Origin of the sequence: Pseudacidovorax intermedius (assembly GCF_003350475.1) — a bacterium.
GTDB lineage: Bacteria > Pseudomonadota > Gammaproteobacteria > Burkholderiales > Burkholderiaceae_C > Xenophilus > Xenophilus intermedius.
The window spans coordinates 579,832-606,529 of the sequence record NZ_QQAV01000001.1 but is presented as its reverse complement, the minus strand read 5'-3'; the positions used below and the strand labels follow the sequence as shown (position 1 = coordinate 606,529).

Genomic DNA, 26,698 nt, shown 5'->3' with positions numbered 1-26,698 from the left:
TCCAGGGTTCCGCACAGGGGCCCTGTCCTTCTTTTCATCACCCAGGGTCTCGCAGGAGGCCCTTTCTTGTTTGTGCCCATGGACGGCGAAGACCAGCAGACCGAGATCCCTCCTTCCTTCCTCGCGCTGTACGCCGACGCCCGCCAGCGCCTGCGCGAGCCGCTGGCCGTGGTGCGCCAGCGCTACGAGCTGTGCGAGGACCTGGCCCAACTGCTGACCGGCCAGGCGCTGGGCCTGTCGCAGAGCGGCACGGTGAGCGACCAGGAGGTGCTGCAGCGCTGCCTGGCCGGCCTGCGCAGCACCGATTCCGGCCTGGGGGCCGACGAGGCCGGCTGGACGGTGCAGCGGCTGGCCGAGTTGCTGGGCTGGGGCTGGACGAGCAGCCCCGACCGTCCGGACTGAGCCGCCCGCTCCCCGTCCGGGCCGAGCGCGTCGACGCCGGGACATGTGCGGCCTGCCCTTCGACACGCCCACGGCGAACGGATCGGCGCCTGGCCCCCTGCCTCGCAGGCGCCACACGCCCCGGCGGCTTTCACGTTAGGCTCCGACGCTGGAGACACCACCCAGAACGCGTCCACACCCGATGGGCGCACGCGCCGCCCATGACCCCGCCGCCTTCCGCCAGCGCCGCCGACCCGGCGCCCCGGCTCCCCTCCGCCACCCGCGCCTCGACCCCCAGCCCCTGGACCATGCTGCTGGTGCTGAGCACCGGCTTCGCGCTCAGCCAGGCCTTCCGCACCGTGGCCGCCATCATGGCCGCGCCGCTGGCCGCCGACTTCCACCTCAGCCCGCAGGCCCTGGGCCTGTTCGCCGGCGCCTTCCACTTCGCCTTCGGCGCGCTGCAGCTCCTGATGGGCATCGGCATCGACCTGCAGGGCGTGCGGCGCACCGTGCTGGTGGCCTTTCCGCTGGCCATCGGCGGGGCGGTGTTGTCGGCGTTGGCGCCCAGCTTCGGCGTTCTGGTGGCGGGGCAGGTGCTGATCGGCATCGGCTGCGCCCCCGCCTTTCTCGTGTGCACCGTCTTCATCGCGCGGCACTTTGCGCCGGAGCGCTTCGCGGCGGTGTCGGGCGCCATCCTCGGCCTGGGCAGCTGCGGCATGCTGGTCACGGGCACGCCGCTGGCCTGGCTGATCGAGGCCAGCTCCTGGCGCATGGGCTTCTGGGTGCTGGCGGCGGCCTCGCTGCTGGCCTGGGTCGCCATCGCGGCGGTCGTGCATGAGCCGGCCCCGGCCGCGGACGCGCCGCGCGAATCGCTGGGCAGCGCCGTGCGCACCTTCGCCGGCCTGCTGCTGCTGCCGCACACCTGGGGCATCCTGGCACTCGCGCTGGTCACCTATGCCTCCTTCGTGGCGCTGCGCGGCCTGTGGCTGGGGCCGATGCTGATGCAACGCCATGGCTTCTCGCTGATGGCCAGCGGCAACGTGGCGCTGTTGATGACGGTGATCGCCATCGCGGGGCCGCCGCTCTTCGGCCGCATCGATCCGGGGCCGGCGCGGCGCCGGCGCTGGCTGATCGGCTTCACCGTGGTCTGCGCCGGGCTCTTCGCGGTGCTGGCCTTCGATGCGCAGGCCAGCGTGGACATCGCGCTGGCCCTGGCCATCGGCCTGCTCTCGGGCTACATGGTGCTGCAGTACCCGGACGTGAAGGGCGCCTACCCGATGGCCGTCACGGGCCGGGCCATGGCGCTGTTCACCATGGCGATGTTCCTCGGCGTGGCGCTGATGCAGTGGGCGACCGGGGCCATCGCCACGGCGGCGCAGTCGCGGGGCATCGAGCCCTTCCAGGCCGTCTTCGGCGCGATCGCGCTGATGCTGGCGGCCGGAGCGCTGGCCTACCGCCTGCTGCCGCAGCCGCCGCGGGAGGGGTGAGGGTGGGGCTTGCCGGGGCAGCACCCTGGGGCGGCTCCCCCCTCTCCCCAATCCCTCTCCCGCGAGGGAAGAGGGGCCGAGACACCTGGGCGTCGTGGCCTTTCAGCCCTTGCGGCGGCCCTTCCAGAACTTCGGTGCATCCGCGAGCCGGCGCAAGGCCTTGCCGGCCTTCTTCGCGGTGCGGGGCTGCTGCGCCGCCAGCCAGCCGATGGCGAACCAGGCATGCGCGTCCTGCTCGGCCGCCTCTTCGTAGAGGCGGCGGGCCGTCACCTGGTCGTTGAACAGGCCCAGCGCGTCCTGCGCGGGGCGCAACTGGTCGAGGTAGCGGGCCGTGCGGCCGGCGTCCAGCAGGGGCGCGACGAACTCGGCCAGGTAGCGCAGCCGCTTGAGCCGCTTGCGGGTGCGATGGCGCTGGTCGTCGTCCAGCTGGTCGAAGCGCTCGGCGTCGCGCAGCGACTGGCGGTGCAGCCGGCGCAGGCGGTGGCGCAGGTGGGCGAGGGTGGCATCGGCGTCGAGCGTCCCGACGCCCTCGGCCGGGTCTTCGGCCGCGCGGCCTGCCAGGGCCACCAGCACGCCCTGGAAGGCCGGCTCGCGCACCGCGTCCGCGGGCGTGGGCGCATCCTTCGCTTCGGGCACACGCATGGCTGGTGCGTCGCTTCCTTCCATCCAGCGGCGCGACTCGGCCACCACCTGCGTCCGGTCGCGCTGCGCGCCCAGGGCGTGGAAGGCGCGCTGCAGTGGTGCTTCCCAGGCTGGGTCCAGCCCGCCGGCCAGCGGTGCCAGCTCGCGCAGCGCAGTGCGCAGGCGGCGCAGGCCGATGCGCAGCTGGTGGATCTGCTCTTTGTCTTCGCTGCCCTCGGCGATCTCGCTGGCATTGGGCAGGATCTGGGCGAGGCAGGCGGCGATCACCCGACGCTGCAGCGCCGCGCCATCGGGCGGGCTGTCTTTTTCGAAGCGTGGCGTCTCGGCCTTGACCGCGGGCACCTGGACGATGCCCTTCATCAGCCGCTCGCCGCGCTCGGCTTTGGAGACGGTGCCCAGCCACAGGCCATGGCGCTGCGCCCAATCCCGTGACAGGGCGACCAGGCCCGCGAGCGGGCCCTGCACCAGCTCCAGTTCCAGCTCGCACACGGGCGCCACACGCATCGGTCCGCCGGCGGGCGCCTGCGCGACGATCTTGCCCACGTCCAGCGCCAGCTCGACCCGCGCACCCTCGTGGCGCATGTCGCGCGTCAGGCGCCAGATGTCGGTCGCGTAGGTCTCGACCAGGTCCTCGCCCGCGGCCTGCAGCACCTGCACCAGGCGCTCGCCCACGGGCGTGCCCTGGTGGCGCAGCAGGTCGGGCTGCAGCAGGTCGGTGGCGCGGGCGGGGCCCAGGTCGGCGTTGTGCTCCAGCCGCTGCAGCAGGCCGTGCCCCGCGGCCTTGACCGTCTGCACCCAGCGGCGGCCTTCCTTGCGCAGGCGCAGCGCCATGCCTGCGGCGGCCAGGGCGCCACCGGGCGTGTCGAAGTAGCGGGCCTGCATGCGGGTGCGCTGCACGGCGCCTTGGCGCAGGTCGACCTCGACCGCGGCCAGCCGCTCGGTGGGGATGTGGAACTTGAATTCGGTTTCCATGGATGCTTGGTAAGAGTGCACGTGCCGCGGCGTCGGCGTCCAGCGGCTCGGGCCTCCGGCCGACAGGCCGCGCGGGCGTCGGTGCCCAGAATGCCGGCGCCTGCCGATGGTGGCAGGCCTGTGTGTCATTGTCCCCGTCGACCGAGCCGAGCCCTTCATGCGCCTCAAAGCCACCAACTTCCTCAAGCTGGACTGCCAGCAGCCCTGCCCCGTCGTCGCCATGCTGCGCCCGCGCAGTGGCCTGGCCCAATGGGTGGTCAGCGAGCACTACCACCTGCGGCCCTGGGTGCCCACGGTGGAGTACGTGGACCCGTACGGCAACCTCGGTCAGCGCTTCGTGGTGCCGGCCGGCGGCATGGAGATCGAGGTACAGGTGGAGATGGAGACCGAGGAGGCCCTCGCCGTCGAGCCCGCCGCGCCGGTCACGCCCGTGGACCAGTTGCCCGACGCCGCGCTGATGTACCTGCTGCCCAGCCGCTACTGCCCCTCGGACCGGCTGGCCGGCCGCGCGCGCGAGATCGTCGGCGACCTCACGGCCGGCTATGCGCAGGTGGAGGCCATCCGCCGCTGGATCCACGAACACATCGCCTACGAATACGGCGTGAGCGACGCCAGCACCGACGCGCTGGGGACGCTCAACCTGGGCAAGGGCGTGTGCCGGGACTTCTCGCACGTGGGCATCGCCCTCACGCGGGCGCTGCAGATTCCGGCGCGGCAGGTGGTCGGCTACCTGCACAAGCTCGACCCGATGGACATGCATGCCTGGTTCGAGGCCTTCATCGGCGGCCGCTGGTACACCTTCGACGCCACCCAGGCCGAGCCGCGCGGCGGCCGCCTGGTGGTGGGCTACGGCCGCGACGCAGCGGACGTGGCCTTCATCTCCAACTACGGCGAGATCGCGATCGAGGAGATGCGCGTGACGGTCGAGCAGGCGTAGCCCGCCGCAGGGCGCGGCGGCAGCGCCGGCCCTGCGTATCAGGCGCCGCGCCGCTCAATGCCAGCCGCGGTGCCAGCCATAGACGGGGTGGTACCAGCCCCAGCCATGGCGCGGGTGGTAGTGCCACACATAGCCCGGTGCCGGCATCGCATAGGTGGGCGCCACATAGACCACGGTGGGCGGCGGCGCATACACCGGCGGTGTGACCACCACGGGCCGCGGCACCACGTGCACCGGCTCGGGGGCCACCACGCACCCGGCCAGCAGTGCGGCCGGCAGCACGGCCAGCGCACACAGCCGGAAGGGGGAGGAAGAGGGGCGGGAGCTTGTCTTCATTGGCGGATGTTCGAAGTGCCCGGTCGGGCGATGTCCCCGATCAACGCCTGCGCGCATCCGCCCGGCCGACCGCCGGCGTGTAAAGAAGGGTTTACTCAGCCGGGCGTCAGTCCGTGCTCAGCCCACTGTCAGTGGCTTCTTCAGGCGGTGGTGCCGCGCGGGCCACTGCGCCGGCCGAAGGCCTTGCGGCGCAGCTTGTCCTTCTTGCGCAAGCGCTTCTGCCACTGCGAAGCGGCCACGCTCAGCACGGTGGCGCCACCGAGCAGCAGCAGTTGCCGCGCCAGGTCGCGCGTGGCGCCCTGCAGCCGCCGGTCCACCTCGGCCTGCACCTCTCCGGTCTGCGTCAGCGCCACGGCCGCGGGCGGCGGCGGCGCGTCGCCCGCGTCGGGCTGGCCGGTCGTGGCCTGGGTGGGCACGGCGGGCGGCTGGGCCACGCTGGCGGCCAGCCGTGCATCGGCCACCGAGCCATGCTCCAGCGCATAGACCTTGGTGAACTCCGCACCCAGCAGGAAGATCTGCGCCGCGTAGTACACCCACACCAGCAGCACCACCAGCGAGCCTGCGGCCGCGAAGGACTCGGTCATGCTGCTGCGGCCCAGGTACAGCGCGATGGCGGTCTTGCCCACCTGGAAGAGCATCGACGTGACGGCGGCACCCACCCACACGTCGCGCCAGGCGATGCGCGTGGTGGGCATGAACTTGTAGATCATGGCGAACAGCAGCGTCATGATCGCGAAGGAGATGGCGATGTTGAGCAGCTGCAGCATCAGCTCCCAGCCCGGCAGCAGCGCGCCCACCCAGCTGCCCATTGCGGCCAGGAAGGCCGACACCAGCAGCGACACCATCAGCAGGAAGGCCAGCCCCAGGATCAACCCGAAGGAGAGCACCCGCGCCCGCAGCACCGACCACACGCCCTTGGGCTTGGCTGAGGGCGGCACATGCCAGATGCGGTCCAGCGCGCTCTGCAGTTCGGCGAACACGGTGGTGGCACCGACGATGAGCACGCCCACGCCGATCAGCCCGGCGACCAGCCCTTTGCCGGGCTCGCTGGCGCTGCGGATCAGGCCCTGCACCGCGATGGCCGCCTCGCGGCCGATGAGGCCGGAGAGCTGGCCCACGATCTCGCCCTGCACCGCCTCGCGGCCGAAGAGCGCGCCGGCAATGGCGATCACGATCACCAGCAGCGGTGCGAGCGAGAAGAGGGTGTAGTAGCTGATCGCAGCCCCCATGCTGGGGGCGAAGTCGTCGCTCCAGGCGACGACGGCTTTCTTGCACAGCGAGAAGAGTTGCTTGAAGGTCATGGCGGCGGCTTTCTGGAGACGCGTACGACGGCGCACGGATGCCGCCAGTGTGCGGTCCCCGCGCCGCTGCGGCCATGCGTCAAGGCGCGCTTTGCGGGTAGGCCAAGTGCGATGCGCGGCGGGGTCAGGCCGGTGGCCGCTCCTTATGGGCCGTGCCGTCGCTGTCCGCAAGGTGGCGGGCGACGTCGGTGGCGCGGTCGCCGACGGTGGCCACCGCGGCGCGCAGCCGCGCCTCGTCGATGTCCATGCGGCGTGCCCATTCGGCCACCGCGCCTTCGGACTGCAGGTCGATGCGGTCCGGGTCGTTGCCGGCGGGGGCGATGAGGGTGTGGTCGTCGGGCATGAGAGGCTCCTGCAAAGGGGGAAGAAAGAAAGGGTCAGAGGGCCGCCGCAGTGCGGGCGAAGCTCGCGACCAGGGTGCGCCCGGGCGGTGCCGCCTGGCGCATCACCTCCAGCCGGCCGCTCTGGCTGCGCACGGCGTCGCGCAGGCGGTCCTCGCCACCGCCATCGGGTGCCTCGCCTTCCGCCGGCGTGGGCGCATGCACCGCGATGCGGAAGCGCTCGGGCTCCACGATGGAGGCGACGATGAGCCCGCTGCCCGGGGTCGCGACGGCGGCGGCCTCGGCCACCATGCGGCCCACCAGCTGGGCCAGGCGGTCCGGGTCGGCCTGGCAATGGCCTTCGCCCAGCCGGTCATGCTCCAGCGCATGGCCGGGGAAGGCCTGCGCCAGCGTCTCCACGCACTGGGCCACCAGCGCATGCAGGGCCACGGGGCGGTGCTGCTCGTCGGTGCTGGCGGCGGTCTGGGCCTCGGCGATGCGCTGGTCGATCAGCTGCTGTGCGCGCTCGCCGGCGCTGTCGATGTGGTCCAGCACCTGCCGCTGCTGCGGATCGAGCGCCCCGCGGCGCAGCAGTTCGGTGCCCAGCCGGATAGCGCCCAGCGGGTTGCGCAGGTCGTGGCTCAGCCGGGCGAGCTGGCGCTCCAGCTGGTGCACCTGGGCCTGGAGCGCGTCGCGCATGGCCTCCAGCGGCTGCAGGTCGGGCCGGCCGTGGGACGCGGGCGGCTCGGCGGGGGCGGAATCCGGGTCGTGCATGGGCGCTCCTGGACGCGGGACGGAAAGGCGATGGGTGGGGACGGGAGGACGATGGTCGGGCGCGGGCCGGGGTGCGCCGATGCGCCGTCGGCGCCACCGCGGGTAGGCCAATGACGACGCCACGGGCACTGGGCACGGCGGCGGTGCGCGCGCCGGCCTTCACGCACAATCGGCAGCCCTGTGGCGGGCCCCGGCGCCCCCAGGCCGGCGGCGCGCCTGCTTGCAGCGCAAGGCCGGCCCACCTCTTACGAACAGGCCGTCCGCGGCACTCCAGCCTTTTTCCTTCATGCAGATCACCCAAGACACCGTCGTCACCCTGCGCCTGCGCATCGCGGACGCCCAGAGCGGCCAGCTGCTCGACAGCCCCAAGGAGCCGGTCGTGTACCTGCACGGCGGCTACGACAACATCTTGCCCGCCATCGAGACGGCCCTTGACGGCCAGGCGGCCGGCCACCAGGCCACGCTGAACCTGTCGCCCGAGCAGGCCTTCGGCACGCGCGACGAGAGCCTGCTGCGCACCATCCCCAAGAGCGAATTCCCGCCGGGCGTGAAGGTCGGCGGCCAGCTGCGCGGCCAGCTCGACAACGGCGAGCCGCATGTGTTCAACGTGGTCAAGATCAAGGGGCCGCAGGTGCTGCTGGACGGCAACCATCCCCTGGCCGGCCGCAGCCTGCGCATCCAGCTGAACGTGGTGGCCGTGCGTGCCGCCACCGGCGAGGAGATCGCCCATCGCCATGTGCATGGCGATGGCGGCCATCACCACTGAAGGCCCTGGCGCCTTGCCCCGGCGCGGCCCGGGGCTGCCGCCGCGGCGGCGGGACGTGCCCGGCGCCGCAAGGCGGCCTCAGCCGCGCGGCGTCACGGGCGAGGGCGGCACGCCGCGGGCCTCGATGGCCTCGGCGGCTTCCAGGCACAGGTCCTCGCGGAAGCGCGCCGCCACCAGCTGCACGCCCACCGGCGCCGGTCCGTGTTCACCGTCGGCCATGCCGGTGCTCATCGTCAGGCCCGGCAGGCCCATGAAGGGCAGCGCGATCTGCGTCATCTGCGCCGCCCACACGCGGGCATAGCCTTCGGGGCCCTGCAGGTCCAGGTCGACCGGGAAGGGCAGCTCGGCCGACACCGGCAGCAGCACCAGCGGATAGCGCTCGTGCAGGAAGCGCTGCCACTGCCGCGTGAGCGTCGCGCGCCGCACCAGGATGGCCGACAGCGCCGCGCTGTCCATGCGCGCCGCCACCTCGGCCTGCCCGCGCAGCACGACCAGCGCCGCCGGATCGCCCTCGCGCTCGGCCGTGCGCAACTGGGCCTCGTAGCCATCGCCCACCCACAGCAGCGTCTGGTCGTCGGCAGCGGCCTTCAGCGGCGGCAGCGCCTCCACCTCGTCCACCAGCCAGCCGGCGTCGCGCAGGCGGGCGGCCGCGTCGCGCAGCGCTGCTTCGACGGGGGCGGTGGTGGCCAGGCCGTCCGGGCGCACGCACAGCGCGGCCCGGCGCGGCACGGCGGGCCCGACCAGCGGCACCGCCACCGACCAGGGATCGCGCGCATCCGGCCGGGCCATGGCGGCCAGCGCGAGGCGCAGGTCATGCACATGGCGCGCGATCGGGCCGGAGACGGCCGTCAGCTGGCCGCCGATGGTGCGCTCGGGGCTGGAGGCATTCCACGCCGCCACCCGGCCGAAGCTGGGCCGCAGGCCATGAACGCCGCAGGCATAGGCCGGGTAGCGGATCGAGCCGGCGATGTCCGTGCCATGGCCGATGGCGCCGATGCCCGCCGCCACCGCCGCGGCCGCGCCGCCGGAAGAGCCGCCGGGTGTCAGCGCCGAGTTGCGCGGATTGCGCGTCGCGCCGTGCAACTGGTTGCTGGTGAACCAGCGGTAGCTGAAGGCGGGCGTGTTGGTGCGGCCGATGACCACCGCGCCGGCGGCGAGCAGGCTGTCCACCACCGGGCTGTTGTGTTCGGCGACGAGGTCCTTCTGCAGGCGCACGCCGTTGGTGGTGGCGAAGCCGGCCTGGTCGACGTTGACCTTGAGGGTGACCGGCACGCCGGCCAGCGGCCCCACCGCCTCGCCGCGGGCCAGGGCCGCGTCGATGTCGGCGGCGCGGCGCAGCGCCTCGTCGGGCCGGTGGTCGACCACGGCGTTGAGGGCGGGGTTGACCGCCTGCAGCCGCGCCAGGGCCGCCTGCGTCGTCTCGGTGGCGGAGATGCGACGGCTGGCGACCAGCGCGGCCGTCTGGGCGGCGCCCAGCTGCCAGAGCTCGGCCGGCAGTGCGGAGAGGGAAGAAGAGGAGGGGAGCGGCGAGGAGGACATGCCCGAGGTGTAGCGGGAGGCATGCCCGCTTGTCCAGCACCGGCCGCGCCGCCCGTGTGCCTCAGTGCCCGGCCTGCGTGGCCGGCCGGCGCTCAGCGCACCGGCCCCTGCGCGTTGCAATAGTCGAAGAAGGCGTCCAGGTCGTTGGACTTGTCGAAGACGCGATCGGCCCCGGCGTCGCTGCAGCGGCGGCGCATGTCGGCCGTGGCGTAGTTGGTCAGCACCACCATGCGTTGCCGGGCCCCGCCGTTGCGCAGCCGGCGCAGCACGCCCAGGCCCGATCCCTGGCGCAGGAAGAGATCGACGATGGCCAGGTCCCAGCCGTCGGAATGCGACTGCATCCACCGTACCGCCTCGTCCTCGCCCTCTGCCAGCCCGACGATCTCGGCGTCGGTCAGGTCTTCGAGCGTGGGGATCAGGCTGTCCCGTATGGTGGGGTTGTCTTCGACGATAAAGATGCGGGGAGCGGCCATGGTGTGGCGCGGACTGGAACAGGGGAGCTTAAGGGCCGGGGCGGTGCGGGCGTGGGCGCCCTGGGCCTCCCTTCCTGTGGGACGCGGCCTACGGAACGGGGAGGGTCAGCGCGGGCGCGCCTTCTTTTCGACCTCGGATTGCGCGGCTTCGAGGGCGTCCAGCACCTCGGCGGAGCGGCTGATCTGCTCCTCGACCTGGCCCGACTGGTCCAGCGCCTGGGCCACGTCGCCGACCTGCACATGGTCGGGCAGGGCCTCTTCGAGCACGGTGTTCACGACAGCCAAGTTGTCGGCCGCCTGGCGGATCTCGGCGGCCACCGCCTTGGCCTGGTCGATGGTGCGCTCCAGCGCTTCGACCGCCTGCGCCGTCGTCGGATCCTGCTTGTCTTGGCTCATTCAACGCTCCTGCGGAGGCCGTGGGAAGGCCCAATGCCGCGTGTGTAACGAGGGCGGATGGTAGCGCCGCCCGTGCGCTGCCGGCGGCCAATCCACTGTTGCACCCATGGTCCACCCTGTCTCGCGGGCATGGTCTTCCACAATCGGGCCGAACGCCTCATCTTCGGACTTCGGGCTGACTGCCAGCCCCCTCGCGAACGAAAGAAAGACTTCCCATGGCCACTGCCCCTTCCTCCGCCGTCCTGGGCGTGCACCCGCTCGGCTTTCCCTGGCCGACCGTCGACCCCTTCCTCTTCTGCGCCTATCACGACGATGGCTATCCGCGCGGCGACGGCCGCATGGCGCCGGCCGCCTCGCTGGCCGGCCGCGAGATCGGCGCCGACTTCAGCCGCAAGGACGGCTGGAGCATGTACCACGGCGAATCCGTGCCCGGCTTCCCGGCCCATCCGCACCGCGGCTTCGAGACCGTGACGCTGGTGCGCCGCGGGCTGATCGACCATGCCGACTCGCTGGGCGCCGCGGCCCGCTTCGGCGGCGGCGACGTGCAGTGGGTGACGGCCGGCCGCGGCATCGTGCATTCGGAGATGTTCCCGCTGCTGCGCGAGGACGCGGACAACCCGCTGGAGCTGTTCCAGATCTGGCTGAACCTGCCGGCGGCGCGCAAGATGGTCGATCCGCACTTCACCATGTTCTGGTCGGGCCAGGTGCCGCACTGGCGCGCCGAGGGCGTGGACGTGACCGTGGTGGCCGGCCGCCTGGACGGGGCCGACGCGCCCCTGGCGCCGCCGCCGGATTCCTGGGCTGCGCAGGCCGATGCCGACGTGGCCATCTGGACCGTGCGCCTGGAGGCCGGCGCGCGCTGGGCGCTGCCGGCCGCGCGGGGCCAGGGCACCCACCGTGTGCTGTATTTCTTCAAGGGCGCGTCGGCCACGGTGGGCGGCCAGGTGGTGCAGGGGCCGGCGGCCATCGAGCTGCGGGCCGATGCCGAGGTGGCCCTGCTGGCCGGTGACGAGGTCTGCGAATTCCTGCTGCTGCAGGGCCGGCCCATCGCCGAGCCCGTGGCGCAGCACGGCCCCTTCGTCATGAACTCGCAGGCCGAGATCATGCAGGCCATGCAGGACTACCGTCGCACGCAGTTCGGTGGCTGGCCCTGGCCGGATGCGGCGCCGGTGCATGGCGCGGCGCCGGAGCGCTTCGCGCGTTATCCGGATGGGCGGCGGGAAGCGGCGATGGACGCGGAGGGCTGAGGGGGGCGTCCTGCCGCATGCAGGGCGCTGCGCGAGTCGGTCTGCCGCGGTCGAGATGCGGGCTGTGCCTCCGCTGCGGCCCCCTCTCCCCGGCCCTCTCCCGCGAGGGGAGAGGGAGAGACTGCCGGCTCAGCGGCGGGCGGCGCTGCCGGCAATGGCGCGCGACAGCCGCCACATGAGCCACAGGAAGCCCAGCGGCAGCAGCACCGTCTGCACCACGAACAGGGCGATCAGCCGGACCATGGTGCGGGTCCATTCGCCAGCCGCCTGCAGGATCGCCTCGTAGCCGGCGCGCAGGTCGGTGGCGCGTTCGGACCAGCGCTTGAGGCGCTCCAGCAGCCCTTCTTCGGCCGGTGCAGCCGGCTGGGTGCGGCCCACCACCTGCTCGGGCGAAGCCTCGATCACGGCCAGGGCCGACTGGTATTCGCCCGCCATCACGGCGCGGTAGACGCCCTCGTTGGCCAGGCCCACGGCCGGCACCGCGAAGCGCACCAGCAGCAGGCCAGCGAAGATCGGGGACAGCCAGCGCAGGGCGCGTGCCGCCGCGGCGTCTTGCCTCGCGCGGGGGGCATCGGCGCCGACGGCTGCCCTTTCCGCGCTGGCGGCGGCCGAGTCCGCCCGCCAGCGCAGCACCAGCCAGGCCAGCAGCACCGCCGTCAGCGCGGCGGACACCGCCACATGCCCGCCGATGCCCAGCATCAGCAGCTGGATGCCGAAGGCCACGCTGGCGGCCAGCATCACCGCAGCGAAGCGGTCCACCAGCTCGTTGAGCGGCTTGAGGGCCTGGCCCGGGGCCAGGCTCAGGCCGACGCCGGCGGGCTTGACGTCCAGCTGCGTGCCCTGGGCCACCGACAGCACGGCGCCCAGCGCCCGCGCTGCGGCAAAGGCGGTGAGAGAGCGCTGCAGGCCGGCGCGCAACTGCTCGCGGGCCAGGGGCTCCAGCGGCACCAGCCAGCAGCCGGCGAGCACCGCGGTGGCGACGAGCAGCAGCAGGGCGCGCTTGAACGGCGCCACGGTGGCCGGCGGCGCGCCCGGGCGCTCGCTCATATCGACTTGAGCGCCTCGGCGCCGGGCGCGGTCATGCTGGGCGCGAACTCGACGATGTCGATGCGGGCCAGCTTGTGCTGCGCGAACGGGTCTTCGGCGAGCACGGCCTCGAGCGCCGCGCGGTCGCCCGAGCGGGCCAGGATCACGCCGCCCACGCGCGGCACCTGCCGGCCGGAGGCGACGAACAGGCTGCTGTCGTAATGGCGGCGCAGCCAGGCGACGTGGGCCTCCATGTGGGCGTCGATTTCTTCGACGGGGCGGATGTAGGTGAGGGTGACGATGAACATGCGCCCGAGGGTAGCCCGGGGGCCCGGCCGCTGTCTCGGAGGGCCTCGGCTGGCGCGGAGGATTGCGGGGCCGCCTCGCCTCGCCTCGCCTCGCCTCGCCTCGCCTCGCCTCGCCTCGCCTCGGCGCCGGCCCCGAGCCGCGTCGCAGCGCGGGGCGACGGCGGCCATTGCCGTCGGCTCAGCCCTGCCCCGTCGCCACCGTCCAGACCAGCCACGCATTGGCCGCGCTGATCACCGCGAACAGCCCCCAGGCCGTGGCCTTCATCGCCCAGCCGCTGGCGAATTCGCCCATCAGCCGCCGGTCGCTGGTGAAGCGCACCAGCGGCCAGATGGCGAAGGGCAGCTGGAAGCTCAGCACCACCTGGCTGAGCACGAGCATCTTGCCCACGCCGCCGTCGCCGAACCACCACACGCCCACGAAGGCCGGCACGATGGCCAGGGCCCGGGTGATGAGCCGTCGCTGCCAGCAGGGGATCTTCAGGTCCAGGAAGCCTTCCATGATGATCTGGCCGGCGATGGTGCCGGTGAAGGTCGAGCTCTGGCCGGAGGCCAGCAGCGCGATGCCGAAGAGCGTGGCCGCCAGGCCGCCCACCACCGGTTCGATGAGCCGGTAGGCGTCTTCGATCTCGGTGACCGGCGCGCGCCCGCCGCCGTGGAAGGCGCTGGCCGCCAGGATCAGGATGGCGGCATTGACGAACAGTGCCAGCGTGAGCGAAAGCACGGCGTCCATCGTGCCCAGGCGCACCGCCTCGCGCGTGGCCGCGGGCGTGCGCGCCACCAGACGGGTCTGCACGATGGAGGAATGCAGGTACAGGTTGTGCGGCATCACCGTTGCGCCCACGATGCCGATGGCCAGGTACAGCGCGCCCGGCTGCTGCAGCCGCTCCAGGCTGGGCACGAAGCCCATCGCCACGCCGAACCAGTTCGGCTGGGCCATGGCCAGCTCCACCGCAAAGCAGCCGGCGATGGTCAGCACCAGGCCGAGCACGATGGCCTCCACGCGCCGGAAGCCCGCGCCCTGCAGGCCCAGCACCAGCAGCGTGTCGAAGGCGGTGATGGCAATGCCCACGGGGATGGAGACGCCCAGCAGCAGGTGCAGCGCCAGCGCGCTGCCCAGCACCTCGGCCAGGTCGCAGGCCACGATGGCCAGCTCGGCGCCCAGCCACAAAAAGCGGTTGGTGCGCGGGCCGTAGCGCTGGCGGCAGGCGCGGGCCAGGTCCAGCCCGCCGGCCAGGCCCAGGCGCACGCACAGGGTCTGCAGCAGCATCGCCGCCAGGCTGGCCAGCAGCACCACGAAGAGCAGGCCGTAGCCGAAGCGCGAGCCGGCCTCGATGTCGGTGGCCCAGTTGCCCGGGTCCATGTAGCCCACCGACACCAGCAGGCCGGGGCCGGCGAACTTCAGCAGCTTCTTGTGGAAGGGCTGGCCCGGGTCGACGGTGACGCTGCCCTTGACTTCGGAAGGGCAGAAGGGCGCGGTGGCGGTGCGGGGCAGGCGGAACATGGCGGGGCCGATGGTAAGGAGCCGCCTCGCGGACCGGGTGGCGCGGGGGCGCCGGGCGGCGGGGTGCGTGCGGTCAGAAGTGGTCGGGCGACGGCATGTGCTCGCGCATCCACGCCGTGAAGGCGCGCAACCGCGGCGGGTACTGGCGCGCGTAGGGGTGCATCAGGTAGATGGGCAGCGGATCGCCCACCCACTGCGGCGCCAGGCGCACCAGCCGGCCCTCGGCCAGATCCGGCGCCACCGCCCAGGCCGACACCAGCGCGATACCGGCTCCGCCGAGCACGGCGCGGCGGGTGGCATAGAGGCTGTCGGTCGCGAGGCGGGGGCGGATGGCGAAGGTCTCGCGCCTGCCGTCGGCCTCGTGCGTGAGCGTGACCTCGTCGCGGTAGAAGGTCTGCAGCGCCAGCCAGGGCAGGGCGGCCAGCTGCTGCGGCGCCTCCGGTGGCGGGCCGTGGCCCCAGAGGCCGGGCGGTGCCACCACGATGCGCTGGATCTCGGTCAGGCGCTGGGCGACGACCGACGGATCGCTCACGGCGCCCACGCGGATCGCGCAGTCGATGCCCTCGGCGATGAAGTCCGGCTGCCGGTCGTGCAGCAGCCATTCGACGCTCACTTCGGGATGGGCCTGCAGGAAGCCCAGCAGCGGCGCCATCAGCTGGTCCTGCCCGAAGGCATGCGGCACCAGCACGCGCAGGTGGCCGCGCGGCGTGTTGCGGGCGCCGCGCACGTCGGCCTCGAAGCTGTCCCAGCGCTCCAGCAGTTCGCGCGCCTGTGCCAGGCAGCGCTCGCCGTCCTCGGTCAGCGCCATGGCATGGGTGGAGCGGTGCAGCAGCCGCAGGCCCAGGGTGCGCTCCAGCGCCTGCAGGCGGCGGCTGACGGTGGGCTGGGTGCTGCCCATCTGCTGGGCGGCGGCCGAGAGGCTGCCGGCATCCACGATGCGCACGAAGGTCTGCAGCAGGTCCAGGCGGTCGATGGCGAGCGGCGCTTCTTTCATGCGTCGAACGTATAGCTGATCTGCAATCCAGCCGTCTACAGCTTTTTGTCATTCGTTGAAAGAATGCTCCCCATTCGGCGTCGCCCACCGACAACAAGGGCGGCGCCGCAGACTGCCAAGGAGTTCCCCATGTCATCCCTTCCTCTTGTCGCCGGTTCCGCTGCGGCGCCTGCCGAGCCCGACCTGTCGCGGCCGCTGGTGCTGATGCTGGCCGCGGGCGCCGGCCTGGGCGCCGCCGCCCTCTACTACGCGCAGCCGTTGCTGGGCATCCTGGGCGCGGACCTGGACGCAAGTCCGGCCCAGACCGGCCTCGTGCCCACCCTCACCCAGCTCGGCTATGCCGCCGGCATCCTGCTGCTGATCCCACTGGGCGACCGCTACGACCGTCGCCGCATCATCCTGGTCAAGGTGGTGCTGCTGATGCTGGCGCTGCTGGCCAGCGCGCTGGCGCCCGGCCTGGGCGCGCTGCTGGTGGCCAGCCTGGCCATCGGCCTCACGGCCACGCTGGCGCAGGACATCGTGCCTGCCGCCGCTGCGCTTGCGCCCGAGGCGCACCGCGGCCGCACCGTGGGCACCGTGATGACCGGGCTGCTGCTGGGCATCCTGCTCTCGCGGGTGGCCAGCGGGCTGGTCGGCCAGCAATGGGGCTGGCGCGCCGTCTTCCTGGCCGCGGCCGGCTCCATCGCGCTGATCGGCCTCGCCCTGTGGCGCGGGCTGCCGCGCTTCGTGCCGACGACCCAGCTGAGCTACGGCCAGCTCATGGCCTCGCTGGTGCAGCTGTGGAAGCGCTACGGGCCGCTGCGCCGCGCGACGCTGGCGCAGGGCCTGCTGTCGATCGGCTTCAGCGCCTTCTGGTCCACGCTGGCGGTGATGCTGCACGAGCGCTTCCAGATGGGCAGCGCCGCAGCCGGTGCCTTCGGCCTGGCCGGCGCCGCCGGTGCGCTGGCAGCTCCGCTGGCCGGTCGCCTGGCCGACCGCCGCGGCCCCAACCGCGTGACGCAGCTGGGCGCCGGGCTGGCGCTGCTCTCCTTCGCGCTGCTGCTGGTGCAGGACCTGCTGCCGCCCGCCGCGCAGATCGGCCTGCTGGTGGTGGCCGCCATCGGCTTCGACTTCGGCGTGCAGGCCACGCTGGTGGCGCACCAGACGCTGGTCTACAGCCTGGACCCGGGCGCCCGCAGCCGGCTGAATGCACTGCTGTTCACCGGCATGTTCATCGGCATGGCCGCCGGCGCCGCGCTGGGCAGCCAGGTGCTGGCCCATGCGGGCTGGTTCGGCGTCGTGCTGCTGGCGATGGCCAGCGCCGGGGCCACGCTGGCCGTGCGGCTCTGGCCGGCGCGGCGGGGCTGAGCGCCGGCCAGAGCCTCACGGCCGCGCAAAAGGCCGCCTGCCGGATGGGAGCCGGTCGGTCGACCCAAGGCCGTTCAGGCTGAGCTTGTCGAAGCCCGGGTCAGCGACTCGAAGGCCCCCGACGACTCAGGGCGAACGGGTTGACCTTCGGACATCACCCGGCGGGTTGGGGGCCTTCTGCGAAGGACGTCACCGCCTGGGAAAGGGCCGGCTCAGGAAGGGCGAGGCTGCCTCGCCGAAGCGCCAGGGCACGTCCGCCGCGCGGGTGATGCCGATGCGCGGCCCAGTCTGCACCTGGATGTTCTCGCCAGCGGGTCGCGGACGGAGTTCGAAGGGCGGGGCATCCAGCCGCCGATGGTTGAAGCTGGCGTCCACCCCCAGCGCCTGGGCCACACGCCCGGGGCCGGCGGCCAGCAGGCGCACATCCTGCACGCCGCGGCGCTCGCGCATGCGGGCCAGGCCCTCGGTGGGCGCCAGCGCGCGGATCAGCACGCCCGCGCCGTGGCCCTCGGGGCCGCAGACGAAGTTCAGGCACCAGTGGATGCCATAGGAGCGGTAGACATAGGCCCGGCCCGGCGGCCCGAACATGGCCGCATTGCGCGGCGTGGGCCCGCGGTGGCTGTGCGAGGCCGGGTCCTCGCGGTCGTAGGCCTCGGTCTCCACGATGCGGCCGCCGACGCCGTCCACCAGCACCTCGACGCCGATCAGGGCCGGCGCCACCTCGTGGGCGGGGGCGAGGAAGTCGATGAAGGCGGCAGCGGGCGATGGGGCGGTCACGGGGGCAGCGGGGTGAGGACGGATCGCACCAGTCTAGGAGGCGCGTCCCTCCGCCGGCGCCGGACGAATGCCGGTGCGCCCGACAGCCCGCGCCCGGGTGCATCGCGCCAGAATCGCCGGGTCCTCGTCACCCAGCATCCGGCGCCACGCCTCGGCCGCCGTCCTCGCCCGCCATGCCCCAGCCGACCGACTTCGCCAGACTGATCCACCAGGGCGCCGCCGCCTGCGCGCGTGCCGTCGCCGCGGGCGAGGCCACGGCCCTCGAACTCTGCGACGCCGCCATCGCCGCCATCGAGGCGAAGGACGGCGCCCTCAACGCCGTGGTGCTGCGCGACTTCGACCGCGCCCGCGACCAGGCCCGGGCCGCCGACGCGCGGCGTGCGAAGGGCGAGCGGCCGGTGCTGCTGGGCGTGCCGATGACGGTGAAGGAGTCCTTCAACATCGCCGGCCTGCCCACCAGCTGGGGCCTGCCGCCCTTCCGCGGCTTCCGCCCGGCGACCGATGCGGCGGCGGTGCAGCGGCTCAAGGCCGCGGGCGCCGTCATCTGGGCAAGACGAATGTGCCCGCGGCCCTGGCCGACTGGCAGACGGCCAACCCGATCCACGGCCGCACGGTGCACCCACTGGATGCCTCGCGCACGCCGGGCGGCTCCTCGGGCGGCGGTGCGGCTGCGCTGGCGGCGGGCCTGGTGGCGCTGGAGATGGGCTCGGACCTGATGGGCTCGCTGCGCGTGCCCGCGCATTTCTGCGGCGTGTGGGCGCACAAGCCCAGCACCGGCATCCTGCCGCTGCGTGGCCAGGCCTTCCCTGGCACGCCCGACACGCTCGGACCGCCCCCCGACCTGCCCACGGTCATCGGCCCGATCGCGCGCACGGCCGACGACCTGCTCCTGGCGCTGGACGTGCTCGCCGGCCCGGAGATGCCCATGGCTCAGGCCTGGCAGCTGCAACTGCCGCCGCCGCGGCAGCCCGACCCGGCGCGCTGGCAGGTGCTGGTGCTCGACGCCAATCCGCTTGCCCCGGCCGATGCCGAGGTGCGCGGCGCGGTGGCCGAGGCGGCGCGGCGGCTGCAGGCGCAGGGCGCCCGGATCATGAGCGCGGCAGATCTGCCGCCCGGCGCCTTGCCCGACCTTGCGGTGCTGCACCGGGCCTACCAGCAGTGGGTGATGACGGTGCTCGGCGCGTTCGAGCCCGGCGCCGAGTGCGACCTGAACGCGCACGAATGGATCCGCCTGGTCGCCGACCGCGGCCGGCTGCGGGCGCAGTGTTTCGCGCTGCTGGAGCGGGTCGATGCCATCGTGATGCCGGCCTTCGGCTGCGCCGCCTTCGCGCACCAGGACGATCCGGACTGGGGGCGGCGCACCCTGCGCATCGATGGCGAGGACACCCCTTACGAGGCCCAGTCCGCCTGGGCCAGCCTCGCCTCGCTGGCCAGCCTGCCCGCCACGGCCGTGCCGGTCATGGCGGGGGCGGGCGGGCTGCCGCTGGGTGTGCAGGTGATCGGCCCGTGGCTGCACGACCGCGGGACCATCGACGTGGCGCGCCGGGTTGCGGGCGCGGGCCCGAGGGCATGACGCCAGACCGCCAAAAGAAAAGCGCGCCACGGGGGCGCGCTCTTCATCGCAGTTCAGGGGCCGCCGGGGCAGCCCGTGCGGCGCTGCTTACTTGGCGACGACGCGGGTCATCTCCAGGCACTTGTTCGAGTAGCCCCACTCGTTGTCGTACCAGCTCACCAGCTTGACGAAGGTGCCGTCCAGCGCAATGCCGGCCTCAGCGTCGAAGATCGACGTGCGGGCATCGCCGCGGAAGTCGGTGGCCACCACCTTGTCCTCGGTGTAGCCCAGCACGCCCTTCAGGGCGCCTTCGCTCTGGGCCTTCATCTCGGCGCAGATCTCCTTGTAGCTGGCTTCCTTCGACAGCTCGACGGTCAGGTCGACCACCGACACGTCGGAGGTGGGCACGCGGAAGCTCATGCCGGTGAGCTTGCCCTTGAGCTCGGGCAGCACCACGCCCACGGCCTTGGCGGCGCCGGTGGAGCTGGGGATGATGTTTTCCAGGATGCCGCGGCCGCCGCGCCAGTCCTTGTTGGACGGGCCGTCGACGGTCTTCTGCGTGGCGGTGGCGGCATGCACGGTGGTCATCAGGCCGCGCTTGATGCCCCACTTGTCGTGCAGCACTTTGGCCAGCGGGGCCAGGCAGTTGGTCGTGCACGAGGCGTTGGAGACGATGTCCTGGCCGGCGTAGCCGCTGCTGTTGACGCCGTACACGAACATGGGCGTGTCGTCCTTCGAGGGGGCCGACATGATCACCTTCTTGGCACCGGCGGCTAGGTGTTTGCCCGCGGTTTCCTTGGTCAGGAAGAGGCCCGTGGATTCCAGCACCACGGTGGCGCCGACTTCGTCCCACTTGAGGGCGGCCGGGTCGCGCTCCTGCGTCAGGCGGATCTTCTTGCCGTTGACGATCAGCGTGTTGCCCTCGACGGCGATGTCGCCCTTGAAGCGGCCATGCACCGAGTCGTACTGGAGCATGTAGGCCAGGTAGTCGGGCTCCAGCAGGTCGTTGATGCCCACGACTTCGATGTCGGGGAAGTTCTGAACCGCGGCGCGCAGCACGTTGCGGCCGATGCGGCCGAAGCCGTTGATACCCAGTTTGATGGTCATGCGAATGCTCCAGGAAGTTATGGAAAAACCAACTCAGTCGGCGAGGACGGCCTCGACCGTCGCCGCCACGTTCTCGGGCGTGAAGCCGAAGTGCTTGAACAGCACGCCGGCCGGCGCGGATTCGCCGTAGGTGTCGATGCCCACGACGGCGTCCACGCCGTATTTCCACCAGCCGCCGGTGCTGCCCATCTCCACGGCGATGCGCGGCAGGCCCTTGGGCAGCACGGACTTCTTGTACTTGACGTCCTGGCGGTCGAAGGTGGTGGTGCTGGGCATGGAGACCACGCGCACGGCAATCTTGCGGCTGGCCAGCAGTTCCTGCGCCTTGAGCGCCAGCTGCACCTCGGAGCCGGTGGCGATGATCACCGCCTTGGCCTTCTTCTTGAGGCCCACGCGCGAGGGCTCGGCCAGCACATAGGCGCCGCGGCTGATGTCGGCCAGCTCGTCCTTGGGGGCGTAGTTCAGGTTCTGGCGCGACAGCAGCAGCGCGGTGGGCTGCGTCTTGTTGCGCAGTGCGCAGGCCCAGGCCACCACCGTCTCGGTGGTGTCGCCGGGGCGCCACACGTCCAGGTTGGGAATCAGGCGCAGGCTGGCCGCATGCTCGATCGACTGGTGCGTCGGGCCGTCCTCGCCCAGTCCGATGGAGTCGTGCGTGAAGACATGGATCACGCGCTGCTTCATCAGCGCCGCCATGCGGATGGCGTTGCGGCTGTAGTCGCTGAAGGTCAGGAAGGTGCCGCCGTAGGGAATGAAGCCGCCATGCAGCGCCACGCCGTTCATGATGGCGGCCATGCCGAACTCGCGCACGCCGTAGTTGATGTGGCGGCCGATGCGGCCGTCTTCGGTGCGCACCACGGCGCCGTCGGCGGCGAAGCGCAGGTCGGGCGTGGCGGCGGTCTTGGTCAGGTTGGAGCCGGTCAGGTCGGCGCTGCCGCCGAGCAGTTCGGGCAGTTGCACCGTCAGCGTCTCCAGCGCCAGCTGGCTGGCCTTGCGGCTGGCCACGGTCTCGGCCTTGGTGTGGGCGGCCAGCACGGCGTCGACCACCACCTGGTCGAAGGCGGCGGGCAGCTCGCCCTTCATGCGGCGCTCGAATGCGGCGGCCAGGTCGGGGAAGGCCTGCGCGTAGGCGGCGAACTTCTCGTTCCAGGCGGCTTCGGCGGAAGCGCCTTTGGCCTTGGCATCCCAGTCCTGGTAGACGGCCTCGGGCAGCTCGAAGGGGGCGTGTTCCCAGCCCAGGGCCGAGCGGGTCAGGCCGATCTCGTCGGCGCCCAGCGGCTCGCCGTGGGCCTTGGCGGTGCCACCGCGGTTGGGGCTGCCCTTGCCGATCTGCGTCTTGCAGACGATCAGCGTCGGCTTGCTGCCTTCGCCGGCCTTGGCCTGGGCCACGGCGGCGGAGACGGCGGCGGCGTCATGGCCGTCCACCGGGCCGATCACGTTCCAGCCGCAGGCTTCGAAGCGCTTGGGCGTGTCGTCGATGAACCAGGGCGCGACCTTGCCGTCGATGCTGATGCCGTTGTCGTCGTACAGGGCGATCAGCTTGCCCAGCTTCCAGGCGCCGGCCAGGGCCACGGCCTCGTGGCTGATGCCTTCCATCAGGCAGCCGTCGCCCAGGAAGACATAGGTGTGATGGTCGACGATGGCATGGCCATCGCGGTTGAATTCGGCGGCCAGCAGCTTTTCGGCCAGCGCGAAGCCCACGGCATTGGTCACGCCCTGGCCCAGCGGGCCGGTGGTGGTCTCCACGCCGGCGGTGATGCCCACCTCGGGGTGGCCGGCGGTGCGGCTGTGCAGCTGGCGGAAGTTCTTCAGTTCCTCGATGGGAAGGTCGTAGCCCGTCAGGTGCAGCAGGGCGTAGATCAGCATCGAGGCATGGCCGTTGGAGAGCACGAAGCGGTCGCGGTCGGCCCAGTGCGGGTTGGCCGGGTTGTGCTTGAGGTGCTCGCCCCAGAGGGCCGCCGCCATGTCGGCCATGCCCATCGGGGCGCCGGGATGCCCGGAATTGGCTTGCTGGACGGCGTCCATCGCCAACGCGCGGATCGCGTTGGCCATCAGGGCTTGGTTGGCCATGAGAAAAGGCTTTCGGGGAGGTGTGGGAGGGGAGAACCCGCGATTTTAGCGAGGGGCGCCCGGGCCCTCCGCCGGGACGCTTCACACACGTCAAGCGCTGTCAGCCTTGGTACAAGACGGGACACAATCGTGTCCAATTTGCGAATAATTCAGTCGTACATCCTCCCCGAGCCCCGCGCGGGACTGCTAGAGTCCACGCATGCACGGCCTGCACCTTACTGCCGACCTTCACGATTGCCAGTGCGATGACTTCTGGCTGACGGACGGCACCATCCTCCTCGAGTGTCTGACGCGCGCCGTTGCCGTCGCCAAATTGAAGGCGGTGGGGCAGCTGGCTCATCACTTTCCCTCCACCCCTGCCGGGCGCGGCGGCGTCACGGCCGCGCTGCTGCTGGCGGAATCCCATGTGTGCATCCACACTTGGCCCGAGCAGGGCAGCGTGACGCTCGACGTGTACGTCTGCAACTTCGGCGGCGACCATTCCGACGCCGCGAAGGCCTTGCAGGAGGCGCTGATCGTCCTGTTCTCGCCGCGGCACGTCGAACGCAACGTCCTGCACCGAGGCAGCGTGTCCCGTCACCTGGTGTGACGGTGACGCCGGCCATGGTCCTCGCTGCGGGCCGCGGCGAGCGCATGCGCCCGCTGACGGACCGGCAGCCCAAGCCGCTGCTCGATGTCCGGGGCAAACCGCTGATGCAATGGCCCATGGAGGCGCTCGCGCGCGGCGGCTTCACCCGGCTGGTGGTCAACACCGCGTGGCTGGGCGAGCAGATCGACCAGCGCTTCGGCACCGCGCCGCAATGGGACGGGGGTGTAGGCTCGCAGATCGCCTATTCGCACGAAGGCCGTGACTTCGGTGCGGCGCTGGAGACCGCCGGCGGCATCGCCCGCGCCCTGCCGCTGCTGGACGCCGAGCTCTTCTGGTGCCTGGCCGGCGATGTGTACGCGCCCGACTTCCACTTCACGCAGGCCCAGGTGCAGTCCTTCGCCGACAGCGGCCGGCTGGCCCATCTGTGGCTGGTGCCCAATCCGCCGCACAACCCGCGTGGCGACTTCGGCATCGGCCAGGACGGCGCAGCGCTGAACCTGCCGGCCGACGACCCGGCGCCGCGCTACACCTTCTCCACCATCGGCCTGTACCGGCGCGAACTCTTCGCGCCGCCGTACTGCGACATCCCGCCCGGCAACCCGGCGGGCGTGAAGGCCGCGCTGGCGCCGCTGCTTCGGCGCGCCATGGACAATGGCCGCGTCAGTGCCCAGCTGCACACCGGCCGCTGGACCGACGTCGGCACTCCCGAGCGCCTTGCCCAACTCAACACGTCGCCATGAACGCCAGTCCCTCCCTCTACGCCGGGCGCCGGGCCCGCCTTGCCGCCCAGCTCGGTGCCGATGGCATCGCCCTTATCCCCACCGCACCCGAGCGTCAGCGCAACCGCGACAGCGACTTCCCCTACCGGCACGACAGCTACTTCCATTACCTGACCGGCTTCACCGAGCCCAACGCCTGGCTGGTGGTCGACGCCGCGGGCCGCAGCACGCTGTTCTGCCAGCCCAAGGACCTGGAGCGCGAGATCTGGGACGGCTACCGCCTCGGCCCCGAGGCCGCGCCCGAGCGCCTGGGCGTCGACGAAGCCTTCTCGGTTGCCGAACTCGACAGCCGCCTGCCGAAGCTGCTCGAAAACCGCGCCACCGTCTGGTACCCCTTCGCCACCCATTCCGGCCTGGAAGGGCGCGTCGACGGCTGGCTGCAGAAGGTGCGCGCCCGCGTGCGCTTCGGCGCCCTGTGCCCGGAGCAGCAGCGCGACCTGTGCGGCCCGCTGGACGAGATGCGCCTGGTCAAGGACGCGCACGAGCAGGACGTGATGCGCCGCGCCGCCAACATCAGCGCCCGCGCCCACATCCGCGCCATGCAGCTGAGCGCGCGCATGCTGCGCGAGGGCCGCGACGTGCGCGAGTACCACCTCGACGCCGAGCTGCTGCACGAATTCCGCCTGGGCGGCTCGCAGTTCCCGGCCTACGGCTCCATCGTGGCAGCCGGCGCCAATGCCTGCGTGCTGCATTACCGCGCCGACGTGGCGCCGGTGCGCGCCGGCGAGCTGGTGCTGATCGATGCCGGCTGCGAGCTCGACAGCTACGCCAGCGACATCACCCGCACCTTCCCGGCCGACGGCAGGTTCACCGGTCCCCAGCGCGCGCTGTACGACCTGGTGCTTGCCAGCCAGGAGGCGGCCGTGGCCGCCACCAAGGCCGGCAACCGTTTCAACGACCCGCACGAGGCCACGGTGCGCGTGCTGTCGCAGGGCATGCTCGACCTGGGCCTGCTCGACGCCAACAAGGTGGGTAGCGTGGACGATGTGATCGAGCAGCGCGCCTACTTCCGCTACTACATGCACCGCACTGGCCACTGGCTGGGCATGGACGTGCACGACTGCGGCAGCTACGTGGAGCCGACGCAGGTGGGCGAGATCAGCGAGCGGCGCGACCCGCTCTCGGGCGAGGTCATCAAGAACCGCCCCAGCCGCATCCTCCAGCCCGGCATGGTGCTGACCATCGAGCCGGGCATCTACGTGCGTGCCGGCGACGACGTGCCCGCCCAGTTCCACGACATCGGCATCCGCATCGAGGACGACGCCATCGTCACCGCCTCGGGCTGCGAGCTGATCACGCGCGGTGTGCCGGTGGACGGCGACGAGATCGAAGCGCTGATGCGTGGCTGAGCGGGCGGCTTACCGCGCGCAGACCGCCCGAGTTTCAGCCGAAGCGCTGCGCCGAATAGGGCGCCGCATCCACCATCGTCGGCCGGCCGTCCATGAGCTCTGCCAGCAGCCGTCCGCTGGCCGGGCCCAGCGTGAATCCCTGGTGCGCATGGCCGAAGTTGAACCACAGGCCGCGGTGCCGCGGTGCGGCGCCGATCACCGGCAGCATGTCGGCGGTGCAGGGGCGGGCGCCGAGCCAGGGCTCGCCTTCCACCGGATGCGGCAGGTCGAGCAGTTCACGGGCATAGGTCTCGGCCCGCGTGAGCTGCCACGGCGTGGGCGGGGCATCCTGGCGGGCGAACTCGGCGCCTGTGGTGATGCGGGCGCCGCGCCGCATCGGCGCGATCACCACACCGCGGTCCAGGTCGTACACCGGGCGGCGCAGCGTGGGGCCGCCGGTGTAGTGCCGGTGGTAGCCGCGCTTGACGAAGAGCGGCAGCCGGTAGCCCAGGGGCTTGAGCAGCCGGTCGGCCCACGGACCCAGGGCGACGACGGCGTCTTGCGCTTCCACCGGGCCGCGCGTGGTCTGCACGCGCCAGCCCTGGGCGGTCGCCGTCAGCGTGGCGGCGTCGCCTTGAACCAGCACGCCGCCGAGCTGCTGGAAATGCGCGGCATAGCGGGCCACCAGTTCGCCCGGGTCGCTCACGCACCACGGGTCCTGCCAATGCAGCGCGCCGGGCAGGCCCTGCGTCAGGGCGGGTTCTTCGGCGGCCAAGGCCGCGCCGTCGAGGGCGTGCACCTGCAGGCCGTGCCGGGCCGCGGTGGCCTCGGCATCGCGGCGCGCCCGCGCAAAGCTGGCGGCGTCGCGGAACACGTGCAGGTAGCCGTCGCGCTGCACCAGGTCGTCGGCGCCGGCGGCTGCGATCAGCGGGGCATGCTCGCTGGTCGAATGTTCGATCAGGCGCGCATAGGCCGCGGCGATGGGCGCATAGCGCTCGGGCGCCGAGTTGCGCCAGTAGCGCGACAGCCCGCCCGCCACAGCCGGCAGTGCGCCAAGATGCCAGTTGACGTCGGCCCCGCGCTTGAGCGCCACGCCCGCCAGCTTGGCGAGGCTGCGCGGAAAGGCGTAGGGCGACACGGCTTCGCGCTGGATGATGCCGGCGTTGCCGTACGAGGTCTCGCGCCCCGGCAGGCCGCGGTCGACCAGGGCGACCGAATGGCCGCGCATCGCCAGATGGAGGGCGGTGCAGGTGCCGACCATGCCGGCGCCCAGGACGAGGATCTCGCGGCCCATGCGCCTCAGGCCTTCTGGTGAGCGATGACGGTCAGTTCCACCAGCGCGCCCGGCAGCATCAGGTCCGTGCGCACGGTGGTGCGCACCGGCCGCGGCTCGGCGAAGGCGGCGGCATAGACGCCGTTGAAGGCGGCGAAGTCGGCCGCATCGACCAGGTAGGCCGTCACGCTCACCACGTCCGACAGGGCCAGGCCCTGGCCGGCCAGCGTGGCCGTGATGCGCTCCAGGCACAGGCGGGTCTGGGCCTCGATGCCGGCCGGCACCGAGCCGTCGGCGGCGATACCCAGTTCGCCGGAAAGAAAGACGAGCGGGCCGACGGTGCGGACCTTGGAGAAGGGCAGGGCGGAGGTCTGGGTCATGAACGATGCCGGCGCCGGGCGCCGGCCCTGAGGGTGGGGAAGGGGCGCCATTCAGCGCCGAAGGCAATTATTCCGCCGGCTGCATTGCCGACCAATGTG

27 protein-coding genes and 1 pseudogene are annotated in these 26,698 nt (G+C 72.2%); 11 read left to right on the top strand and 17 right to left on the bottom strand.

The features are described from left to right. Positions 1–72: 72 nt before the first annotated feature. A complete protein-coding gene (locus tag DFR41_RS02645) occupies positions 73–402 on the top strand; it encodes a hypothetical protein (RefSeq protein WP_331274223.1) in 330 nt (109 codons plus the stop codon). 200 nt (positions 403–602) lie between these two features. Further along, a complete protein-coding gene (locus DFR41_RS02640; protein ID WP_114801597.1) occupies positions 603–1,868 on the top strand; it encodes an MFS transporter in 1,266 nt (421 codons plus the stop codon). Positions 1,869–1,970: 102 nt separating this feature from the next. Here DFR41_RS02640 and DFR41_RS02635 read toward each other — a convergent pair whose 3' ends face one another. Next, positions 1,971–3,482, bottom strand: coding sequence for a CYTH and CHAD domain-containing protein (locus DFR41_RS02635; RefSeq protein ID WP_114801596.1), 1,512 nt, complete (start codon positions 3,480–3,482; stop codon positions 1,971–1,973). 157 nt (positions 3,483–3,639) lie between these two features. Here DFR41_RS02635 and DFR41_RS02630 point away from each other — a divergent pair, with 157 nt between their 5' ends. Further along, entirely contained in the window at positions 3,640–4,419 is a 780-nt protein-coding gene (locus tag DFR41_RS02630; protein WP_114802160.1) for a transglutaminase domain-containing protein, read from the top strand. A 54-nt stretch (positions 4,420–4,473) separates the two neighbouring features. On the opposite strand, the gene DFR41_RS02625 is transcribed toward DFR41_RS02630, so the two are convergent. The 4 genes from DFR41_RS02625 to DFR41_RS02610 form a co-directional block, all read right to left on the bottom strand. Then, positions 4,474–4,755, bottom strand: coding sequence for a hypothetical protein (locus DFR41_RS02625; protein ID WP_017761788.1), 282 nt, complete (start codon positions 4,753–4,755; stop codon positions 4,474–4,476). Between the two features lie 140 nt (positions 4,756–4,895). Further along, positions 4,896–6,056, bottom strand: a complete 1,161-nt coding sequence (locus DFR41_RS02620; RefSeq protein ID WP_114801595.1) for a YihY/virulence factor BrkB family protein — start codon at positions 6,054–6,056, stop codon at positions 4,896–4,898. A gap of 124 nt (positions 6,057–6,180) precedes the next feature. Further along, positions 6,181–6,399 (bottom strand): DUF3606 domain-containing protein, encoded by a 219-nt coding sequence (locus DFR41_RS02615; protein ID WP_017758558.1) that lies wholly within the window; start codon positions 6,397–6,399, stop codon positions 6,181–6,183. Positions 6,400–6,433: 34 nt separating this feature from the next. Beyond that, entirely contained in the window at positions 6,434–7,150 is a 717-nt protein-coding gene (locus DFR41_RS02610) for a sensor histidine kinase (protein ID WP_114801594.1), read from the bottom strand. Positions 7,151–7,436: 286 nt separating this feature from the next. Here DFR41_RS02610 and DFR41_RS02605 point away from each other — a divergent pair, with 286 nt between their 5' ends. Beyond that, on the top strand, positions 7,437–7,916 hold the full coding sequence (locus DFR41_RS02605; RefSeq protein WP_114801593.1) for an FKBP-type peptidyl-prolyl cis-trans isomerase: 480 nt from the start codon (positions 7,437–7,439) through the stop codon (positions 7,914–7,916). A gap of 78 nt (positions 7,917–7,994) precedes the next feature. Here the strand turns inward: DFR41_RS02605 and DFR41_RS02600 are convergent, their stop codons facing one another. The 3 genes from DFR41_RS02600 to DFR41_RS02590 all read right to left on the bottom strand — a co-directional run bounded on the left by DFR41_RS02600 (position 7,995) and on the right by DFR41_RS02590 (position 10,324). Next, positions 7,995–9,455: an amidase family protein gene (locus DFR41_RS02600; RefSeq protein WP_114801592.1), complete on the bottom strand. Its 1,461-nt coding sequence runs from the start codon at positions 9,453–9,455 to the stop codon at positions 7,995–7,997. A 92-nt stretch (positions 9,456–9,547) separates the two neighbouring features. Then, complete coding sequence (locus DFR41_RS02595; RefSeq protein WP_017759737.1) at positions 9,548–9,928, bottom strand: response regulator; 381 nt, start codon at positions 9,926–9,928, stop codon at positions 9,548–9,550. Positions 9,929–10,033: 105 nt separating this feature from the next. Further along, positions 10,034–10,324: a hypothetical protein gene (locus DFR41_RS02590; RefSeq protein WP_114801591.1), complete on the bottom strand. Its 291-nt coding sequence runs from the start codon at positions 10,322–10,324 to the stop codon at positions 10,034–10,036. A gap of 215 nt (positions 10,325–10,539) precedes the next feature. Here DFR41_RS02590 and DFR41_RS02585 point away from each other — a divergent pair, with 215 nt between their 5' ends. After that, positions 10,540–11,571: a pirin family protein gene (locus tag DFR41_RS02585; RefSeq protein ID WP_114801590.1), complete on the top strand. Its 1,032-nt coding sequence runs from the start codon at positions 10,540–10,542 to the stop codon at positions 11,569–11,571. 129 nt (positions 11,572–11,700) lie between these two features. Here the strand turns inward: DFR41_RS02585 and DFR41_RS02580 are convergent, their stop codons facing one another. The 4 genes from DFR41_RS02580 to DFR41_RS02565 form a co-directional block, all read right to left on the bottom strand. After that, complete coding sequence (locus tag DFR41_RS02580) at positions 11,701–12,618, bottom strand: hypothetical protein (protein ID WP_114801589.1); 918 nt, start codon at positions 12,616–12,618, stop codon at positions 11,701–11,703. After that, entirely contained in the window at positions 12,615–12,905 is a 291-nt protein-coding gene (locus tag DFR41_RS02575) for a YciI family protein (RefSeq protein WP_114801588.1), read from the bottom strand. The genes DFR41_RS02580 and DFR41_RS02575 overlap by 4 nt, the downstream gene beginning before the upstream one ends. Before the next feature lie 178 nt (positions 12,906–13,083). Further along, a complete protein-coding gene (locus DFR41_RS02570) occupies positions 13,084–14,406 on the bottom strand; it encodes an Nramp family divalent metal transporter (RefSeq protein WP_114801587.1) in 1,323 nt (440 codons plus the stop codon). Positions 14,407–14,479: 73 nt separating this feature from the next. Beyond that, positions 14,480–15,400 carry a LysR family transcriptional regulator gene (locus DFR41_RS02565; protein ID WP_114801586.1) on the bottom strand — a complete coding sequence of 307 codons (921 nt, stop codon included), beginning with the start codon at positions 15,398–15,400 and terminating at the stop codon, positions 14,480–14,482. A gap of 129 nt (positions 15,401–15,529) precedes the next feature. Between DFR41_RS02565 and DFR41_RS02560 the strand changes: the two genes are divergently transcribed. Next, the gene (locus tag DFR41_RS02560) at positions 15,530–16,747 is read left to right on the top strand and encodes an MFS transporter (RefSeq protein ID WP_211322540.1); all 1,218 of its coding nucleotides are present in this window, start codon (positions 15,530–15,532) and stop codon (positions 16,745–16,747) included. Between the two features lie 189 nt (positions 16,748–16,936). Here the strand turns inward: DFR41_RS02560 and DFR41_RS02555 are convergent, their stop codons facing one another. Next, entirely contained in the window at positions 16,937–17,524 is a 588-nt protein-coding gene (locus tag DFR41_RS02555; protein WP_114801584.1) for a DNA-3-methyladenine glycosylase, read from the bottom strand. Between DFR41_RS02555 and DFR41_RS28255 the strand changes: the two are divergent. Continuing rightward, positions 17,512–18,563 (top strand): annotated as a pseudogene (locus tag DFR41_RS28255) (amidase family protein); the annotation flags it as partial. The gene DFR41_RS02555 and the pseudogene DFR41_RS28255 overlap by 13 nt on opposite strands. Before the next feature lie 51 nt (positions 18,564–18,614). Beyond that, positions 18,615–19,097, top strand: coding sequence for an amidase family protein (locus DFR41_RS28250; protein WP_425326684.1), 483 nt, complete (start codon positions 18,615–18,617; stop codon positions 19,095–19,097). 87 nt (positions 19,098–19,184) lie between these two features. On the opposite strand, the gene gap is transcribed toward DFR41_RS28250, so the two are convergent. Next, entirely contained in the window at positions 19,185–20,183 is a 999-nt protein-coding gene (gene gap, locus DFR41_RS02545; RefSeq protein ID WP_017759352.1) for a type I glyceraldehyde-3-phosphate dehydrogenase, read from the bottom strand. A 33-nt stretch (positions 20,184–20,216) separates the two neighbouring features. After that, positions 20,217–22,250 carry a transketolase gene (tkt, locus tag DFR41_RS02540; protein WP_114801583.1) on the bottom strand — a complete coding sequence of 678 codons (2,034 nt, stop codon included), beginning with the start codon at positions 22,248–22,250 and terminating at the stop codon, positions 20,217–20,219. A 199-nt stretch (positions 22,251–22,449) separates the two neighbouring features. Here tkt and speD point away from each other — a divergent pair, with 199 nt between their 5' ends. Genes speD through DFR41_RS02525 form a run of 3 tightly spaced genes read left to right on the top strand, consistent with a single transcriptional unit; the run spans position 22,450 to position 24,967 of the window. Next, complete coding sequence (gene speD, locus DFR41_RS02535; protein WP_017759350.1) at positions 22,450–22,839, top strand: adenosylmethionine decarboxylase; 390 nt, start codon at positions 22,450–22,452, stop codon at positions 22,837–22,839. A gap of 14 nt (positions 22,840–22,853) precedes the next feature. Next, positions 22,854–23,579 (top strand): nucleotidyltransferase family protein, encoded by a 726-nt coding sequence (locus DFR41_RS02530; protein ID WP_114802159.1) that lies wholly within the window; start codon positions 22,854–22,856, stop codon positions 23,577–23,579. Next, positions 23,576–24,967, top strand: coding sequence for an aminopeptidase P N-terminal domain-containing protein (locus DFR41_RS02525; RefSeq protein WP_114801582.1), 1,392 nt, complete (start codon positions 23,576–23,578; stop codon positions 24,965–24,967). Before DFR41_RS02530 ends, DFR41_RS02525 begins: the two co-directional genes overlap by 4 nt. Positions 24,968–25,001: 34 nt before the next feature. Here the strand turns inward: DFR41_RS02525 and DFR41_RS02520 are convergent, their stop codons facing one another. Then, on the bottom strand, positions 25,002–26,240 hold the full coding sequence (locus DFR41_RS02520) for an NAD(P)/FAD-dependent oxidoreductase (RefSeq protein ID WP_114801581.1): 1,239 nt from the start codon (positions 26,238–26,240) through the stop codon (positions 25,002–25,004). 5 nt (positions 26,241–26,245) lie between these two features. Next, entirely contained in the window at positions 26,246–26,599 is a 354-nt protein-coding gene (locus tag DFR41_RS02515; protein ID WP_114801580.1) for a RidA family protein, read from the bottom strand. Positions 26,600–26,698 lie beyond the last annotated feature (99 nt).

What these genes read in the sequence shown, in the direction of transcription:
- DFR41_RS02640 (WP_114801597.1), top strand. Translation starts at nt 603, where the DNA reads ATGACCCCGCCGCCTTCCGCCAGCGCCGCCGACCCGGCGCCCCGGCTC.
- DFR41_RS02635 (WP_114801596.1), bottom strand. Translation starts at nt 3,482, where the DNA reads ATGGAAACCGAATTCAAGTTCCACATCCCCACCGAGCGGCTGGCCGCG.
- DFR41_RS02630 (WP_114802160.1), top strand. Translation starts at nt 3,640, where the DNA reads ATGCGCCTCAAAGCCACCAACTTCCTCAAGCTGGACTGCCAGCAGCCC.
- DFR41_RS02625 (WP_017761788.1), bottom strand. Translation starts at nt 4,755, where the DNA reads ATGAAGACAAGCTCCCGCCCCTCTTCCTCCCCCTTCCGGCTGTGTGCG.
- DFR41_RS02620 (WP_114801595.1), bottom strand. Translation starts at nt 6,056, where the DNA reads ATGACCTTCAAGCAACTCTTCTCGCTGTGCAAGAAAGCCGTCGTCGCC.
- DFR41_RS02615 (WP_017758558.1), bottom strand. Translation starts at nt 6,399, where the DNA reads ATGCCCGACGACCACACCCTCATCGCCCCCGCCGGCAACGACCCGGAC.
- DFR41_RS02610 (WP_114801594.1), bottom strand. Translation starts at nt 7,150, where the DNA reads ATGCACGACCCGGATTCCGCCCCCGCCGAGCCGCCCGCGTCCCACGGC.
- DFR41_RS02605 (WP_114801593.1), top strand. Translation starts at nt 7,437, where the DNA reads ATGCAGATCACCCAAGACACCGTCGTCACCCTGCGCCTGCGCATCGCG.
- DFR41_RS02600 (WP_114801592.1), bottom strand. Translation starts at nt 9,455, where the DNA reads ATGTCCTCCTCGCCGCTCCCCTCCTCTTCTTCCCTCTCCGCACTGCCG.
- DFR41_RS02595 (WP_017759737.1), bottom strand. Translation starts at nt 9,928, where the DNA reads ATGGCCGCTCCCCGCATCTTTATCGTCGAAGACAACCCCACCATACGG.
- DFR41_RS02590 (WP_114801591.1), bottom strand. Translation starts at nt 10,324, where the DNA reads ATGAGCCAAGACAAGCAGGATCCGACGACGGCGCAGGCGGTCGAAGCG.
- DFR41_RS02585 (WP_114801590.1), top strand. Translation starts at nt 10,540, where the DNA reads ATGGCCACTGCCCCTTCCTCCGCCGTCCTGGGCGTGCACCCGCTCGGC.
- DFR41_RS02580 (WP_114801589.1), bottom strand. Translation starts at nt 12,618, where the DNA reads ATGAGCGAGCGCCCGGGCGCGCCGCCGGCCACCGTGGCGCCGTTCAAG.
- DFR41_RS02575 (WP_114801588.1), bottom strand. Translation starts at nt 12,905, where the DNA reads ATGTTCATCGTCACCCTCACCTACATCCGCCCCGTCGAAGAAATCGAC.
- DFR41_RS02570 (WP_114801587.1), bottom strand. Translation starts at nt 14,406, where the DNA reads ATGTTCCGCCTGCCCCGCACCGCCACCGCGCCCTTCTGCCCTTCCGAA.
- DFR41_RS02565 (WP_114801586.1), bottom strand. Translation starts at nt 15,400, where the DNA reads ATGAAAGAAGCGCCGCTCGCCATCGACCGCCTGGACCTGCTGCAGACC.
- DFR41_RS02560 (WP_211322540.1), top strand. Translation starts at nt 15,530, where the DNA reads ATGTCATCCCTTCCTCTTGTCGCCGGTTCCGCTGCGGCGCCTGCCGAG.
- DFR41_RS28250 (WP_425326684.1), top strand. Translation starts at nt 18,615, where the DNA reads ATGAGCGCGGCAGATCTGCCGCCCGGCGCCTTGCCCGACCTTGCGGTG.
- gap (WP_017759352.1), bottom strand. Translation starts at nt 20,183, where the DNA reads ATGACCATCAAACTGGGTATCAACGGCTTCGGCCGCATCGGCCGCAAC.
- tkt (WP_114801583.1), bottom strand. Translation starts at nt 22,250, where the DNA reads ATGGCCAACCAAGCCCTGATGGCCAACGCGATCCGCGCGTTGGCGATG.
- speD (WP_017759350.1), top strand. Translation starts at nt 22,450, where the DNA reads ATGCACGGCCTGCACCTTACTGCCGACCTTCACGATTGCCAGTGCGAT.
- DFR41_RS02530 (WP_114802159.1), top strand. Translation starts at nt 22,854, where the DNA reads ATGGTCCTCGCTGCGGGCCGCGGCGAGCGCATGCGCCCGCTGACGGAC.
- DFR41_RS02525 (WP_114801582.1), top strand. Translation starts at nt 23,576, where the DNA reads ATGAACGCCAGTCCCTCCCTCTACGCCGGGCGCCGGGCCCGCCTTGCC.
- DFR41_RS02520 (WP_114801581.1), bottom strand. Translation starts at nt 26,240, where the DNA reads ATGGGCCGCGAGATCCTCGTCCTGGGCGCCGGCATGGTCGGCACCTGC.
- DFR41_RS02515 (WP_114801580.1), bottom strand. Translation starts at nt 26,599, where the DNA reads ATGACCCAGACCTCCGCCCTGCCCTTCTCCAAGGTCCGCACCGTCGGC.